This is a genomic window from Clostridium sp., from assembly GCF_051650885.1.
Classification (GTDB): domain Bacteria; phylum Bacillota; class Clostridia; order Clostridiales; family Clostridiaceae; genus Clostridium.
The window spans coordinates 1-5,076 of the sequence record NZ_JBOFRG010000135.1 but is presented as its reverse complement, the minus strand read 5'-3'; the positions used below and the strand labels follow the sequence as shown (position 1 = coordinate 5,076).

The following is a 5,076-nucleotide window of genomic DNA, read 5'->3' as shown; positions in this document are numbered from 1 at the left end:
ATTTGTGACCTTATAAGAAAGAAAAAATATTCAGTTACTCCTTACATTGAGGATGTTTACGCTATAAAACAAGACTGTAGGACGGTATATAAATGTGTTACTATGCTTGTTGATGTTAAATTCTTTTAAATATAAAACCCCACATTAAAAATTTAATGTGGGTTTTTTTTAGGCTTTTCCAACTAAAGTTATAGTTACGGTTTCATTTGGTGATAATGAGTTAGGTAATGTTATTCCAAAACTTGGATTACTTAATGGTAAACTTGTTCCTGAGATACTTAAATATCCACTCATAAAAGTTATACCTGAAGGCATAGTATCATAAAAGACCATATTACTTAAAATATCACTACCAGTATTTTTTAAGGCAATTGTATAGATTACTTCATCTCCAACTTTAACATTTTGATTGTTTGCACTTTTAGTTGTAGATAAATTAGGATTTAAGATATATAGATTCCATGGATTACTTTTTGCAATATAATTATACCCAGGAAGTGTGGTACTTAATGGTGCAAAATCATATGGAGTTAAACTATATGGACTTACATTCGCATCAAAATAAATATCGAAAATAGTTAGGATATCTTTAACTGAATCGTTTAGAACTTGGACAGTAAGACTTACAGTAGTTATTCCATTTGCTAAAAGGTCAGGAAGTGATATACCAGTAATAATATTTTGATCTGGAACATTAACACCATCAATAAATAAGGAATTTGGGATATATGCTAAGCTAAAAAGTGGAACTGTTGCATAAGCTAAAACTTTGGTTATATCAACAGTTCCTAAATTTTGAACATTAACAGTATAGGTTACTGTATCCCCGACCATAACATCTGTCTTACTTGCAGATTGAAGTGCAAAAACTTGAACATCTTCAATTTTCAAAGTTGTTTGATTTGATGGAGTTGTATCATGAACTATTACATTTTGCCCATTTATATAATCATAATACATATTAGCAGTATTATTTATAACACCACCATTTGGGGTAGAAACTGCTGTAAAGCTATATGACACTAGGATTCCTTCATTTGGATTTAAATTTCCAAAGAAAATTCCTGTTTCTGGTGTTCCAACAGTTTCTATACCATTAATTCTTAAAGTTCCAGGAACAAAACTTAATCCAGCTGGAACTGTATCAGTAATATAAATATTGCTAATTGGAACATTTCCAGTATTACTTATAATAAATGAATATACGCCAGTATCACCAATATTCATTGTTGAGGTGGATTGGAATTTCATAAATGAAATACTCTTATTAATTATTGAAATTGATGCTCCATTTGACATAGTTGAAACTGGGATAGTACTCGCACCAGCAGTAACTACATAATTTCCCTTAGCCACATTAGTTGCTATAGGTGTTACTGCACTAGAAACAGTAGATATAAATGTAAGTGTTGTAGTACTTCCAACATTTAAGCTTGGAATTGTAACACCTAAAGTTATATCAGAACTTCCAAAGGCTGCTCCATTGTAGGTTAAGGAACCTTGATTGAAAGTTAAACCAGTTGGAAGTGTATCAATAATAATCATATTAGTTATAGTATCGGTACCAACATTTTTAATAGCAATTGTATAGGTTACAGTATCTAATAAATTAGCACTAAGCTTATCAACTGATTTAGTTAATGAGACACCACTATCTAATATATAGACTACGGAGCTATTAGAAGCTGAATTTCCACTATAAACAGTAGTGTTAGAAGCATACTTATAATATATATTTGCCATATTACTTGTTTGTATTGCCATAACTTTAAACCCTCCTTTTTTTCTTCTTTATCATACATTTTATGCAAAAAAAGGACATAATGGAATTAAAAGCTACTATTTACTCTAACTTGAAATGTTACTGTTTTAACGCCTTTTGGCGGAATATCTGTAACAGGTATTCCAACTTGAACATTGCCTGGTTTAGATATGCCGTCATCTGTAAAAGAGTTATTTACAAAGCTTGTATACTTAGGAATTGTATCTTTAAAAATATTATCTACTGATGGTATTCTATTTTTATTAGTCATAACTATTGTGTAGGTTATAGTTTCTCCTAAATCAACATATTTTTTATCAACATATTTTATTATTTCAAGAGGAATTAATGGAAGAATTTTAGTAGAAACTATATTACTAAGATTTCCGTAAGTATTTGTATCACCAGTATCTCCTGAAAAGAAATTTAATACTCCATCATTTAGTAAAATATCAGATGGAACTGTATCAGTAGCTTTAACCTTAAAAGTTACTGTACTGCTTTCATTTGGATTTAAATTAGGAAAAGTTAAAGTTAGAATTGTATTTCCTGTACTAGGACCCGTTTGTCCACCAGATGGACTGTCTATTAAAAATGAATTTATAGGAAGGGTATCTTTTATAACAACATCTCTAATTGTAATATCTCCAACATTAGAAACAACAAATGTGTAGATTATTTCCTCTCCTATTTCTGCCACATCTTTATCTACTGATTTTTTTATAGTTGCAACTGGATTTGAGCCAACTTCTAAAGAATAATCTTCAACTTCCCCATCTTCTGCTACACCATAGCTTCGAGTGTCTTCTAAAGTTAAATCATTTAAATTTCTATTTACAAGGGTTTCAGTTGTTAATCGCATTCTTAAAAAGGTCATTCCCTTTTGCATAGTGCCATTGTTTAGAATGTTAAACTTTAATTTAAATGTTCTAGGGTTTGTATTTAAATCAGATGGAATAACTAAAGGGTCGGCGGCTTCATTTCCTGAAAATACTCCATCAGTGTTAAAGTCAATCCAAGCATATACATAGGCGTCATAGCCTATCCAATTTGTAACACTAACATCAAGTTCATATGTTAATGCACTTTGCCTAAGCTTTGGAAGAGGTGTTACAAGACCATCATCTAAAGAATCTCCAGTAGCATCAGAATTTTGAAGTGCTTCTGGTTCCTGAGTGCATCCTGCACCAAAGATTAGTCTTTTGTTATACGCATGTCTAGGACCATCTTTCTCAAATAAGGTTCTGTAATTACCTTTTGATAGTGGTAAGGTCCCAGTATCAGGACAATCACCAAAGTCTGGACTAAGACTTGCAAAAATACAAGAAGCACCATCATTTGAACTAGCTGGAACTGTTTTACTAAATTGAATTGCTTTTCCTGTTGTAGGCGTTGTTAAAATAGTCCTCATAATATTTCCTGTAGCATTTTGAAGCCAATAGTCATAACCATCTTTATCAGAAAAAGCAGCGCCTACTCCACCATGTACAACTGGTGTGTAAGTTACTGCTGTTATAACCCCTGTTCCAGAGCTTATATCTATAGTTTGATATCCTGTATGGATTTTTTTGTCTACAGGGTTATAGCACCAATCTGCTTGCATAGACATAGTTCCAGAAACTGGGATAACCCCTTGTTCTAAAAATTCAGGAGATTCTTGATTCATCATCTTCCAAGCAACATTCCCACCACTTGGCATAAGCATACGTCCTTTTTCATCCATAGTGGCTATTATAGAACCAAAAAATGTATCAAGTGTAGTTGTAGACATATCACCATTTATACGTGACACAGAGCTTCCTTGGATATAAAATAACTTCTCAGAATTAGGTTCATAGGCTAAGGCATTTCCACCGCCTGGAGTACCTTTCTTTACTGATTTTCCTGTAATCATATTTATATAATAAAGGCTTCCATCAGCTATCTGAAATCCATTAGCTTCACAAGGTATAGACTCAACCTTTGTATGTCCAAAATTAAAAGCTGCGATTACCGTATTATTTATTATTTGAGCATCTAGTACTGTGAATTTTGCCTTTCTTTTTGTATTAGAGCAAGTGTATCCTTTAGGTTGATTACAAAAGGTTGGAGGGCAAGCATCAGGTGTTTCACAAGTTTCATAAATTGTATAGGTGCCAGCTTTAGTAATATCAAAAGTATAGAAGCCATCTACATCAGTTAATGTAGTAGTGCAAGAAGTCCCATCATATAAGGTAACTATAACGTTTGGAATGCCAGGCTCTCCAGTATCATATCTTGTATTATCATTTGTATCTTCAAAGACTAGGCCTCTTAATTTAGCTGTCATAAAATTCTCCTTAAAAAGTTTTATACACTAGTATTATATTTTAGAGTAACCTTTATGGGACTTAAAAAAACCACTCCTTTATTAAGAAGCGGTTTTTAAAATATTATTTTCTAATAACTCTTGCTCTAAAGAAATCATCTTCTTCAAGCTTAAATGGAGTTTTAATTTTAAATATCATATTTGGATGTTGACACATATCTAGCTCATTACCTTTTTCATCATAAATCTCTTCAGCTACAAAGCTTTGATTTATAGTTCCAGGTGCTAAAACTTCTAAAGTTTCACCTTTAACAAATTTATTTCTTTGGATACATGTTGCAATAGAAGTCTTTTCATCATATGAAAGAACTCTAGCTACCATATCATAATCTTTAATATGGAAGTTTGAATCATATATAATACCATCTTCTCTAGGCTCTCTAAAGAAGAAACCTGTATCATATTTTCTATGATTAACCTTATCTAATTCATCTTTATAATCTCTTGGAAGCTTGTAATTTTCAGGGTCATTATAATACATATCAATTGCTTGTCTGTATGCATTAACTACAAGTGCAACATAATACTCACTTTTATTTCTTCCTTCAATTTTTAAAGATGATATTCCTGCATTTAAAAGCTCAGGAAGGTGGTCTATCATACAAAGGTCTTTTGAGTTCATTATGTATGTTCCATTAGAGTCCTCACTTATTGGGAAATATTCATTTGGTCTTTTTTCTTCTACTAATGCATAGTTCCATCTACAAGACTGAGAACAAGCACCAAGATTTGATTGTCTTCCTGCCATATAGCTTGATAAAAGACATCTTCCTGAATAAGCTATACACATTGAACCATGTACAAAGGCTTCTAGTTCAAGTTCAGGACTTATATTTTCTCTTATAGTTTTTATTTCTTCTAAAGAACACTCACGCCCAAGAACTACTCTTTCAGCACCTAAGCTTTCCCAAACATTACATGCTTCATAGTTCATTGTATTAGCTTGTGTACTTATATGTATTGGTAA

General features: G+C 31.9%; 3 protein-coding genes. All 3 read right to left on the bottom strand.

Going from position 1 to position 5,076, the window contains the following annotated elements; translation table 11 throughout:
• Nucleotides 1-168 precede the first annotated feature (168 nt).
• A complete protein-coding gene (locus tag ACRC28_RS06535) occupies nt 169-1,764 on the bottom strand; it encodes a hypothetical protein (protein WP_438542646.1) in 1,596 nt (531 codons plus the stop codon).
• A gap of 65 nt (nt 1,765-1,829) precedes the next feature.
• Entirely contained in the window at nt 1,830-4,070 is a 2,241-nt protein-coding gene (locus ACRC28_RS06530) for an SdrD B-like domain-containing protein (RefSeq protein WP_438542645.1), read from the bottom strand.
• 103 nt (nt 4,071-4,173) lie between these two features.
• Nucleotides 4,174-5,076: peptidase U32 family protein (locus ACRC28_RS06525; protein WP_438542644.1), on the bottom strand; the 903-nt coding region annotated here is incomplete at its 5' end.

Coding starts and splice junctions, on each gene's coding strand:
- ACRC28_RS06535 (WP_438542646.1), bottom strand. CDS start 1,764: ATGGCAATACAAACAAGTAATATGGCAAATATATATTATAAGTATGCT.
- ACRC28_RS06530 (WP_438542645.1), bottom strand. CDS start 4,070: ATGACAGCTAAATTAAGAGGCCTAGTCTTTGAAGATACAAATGATAAT.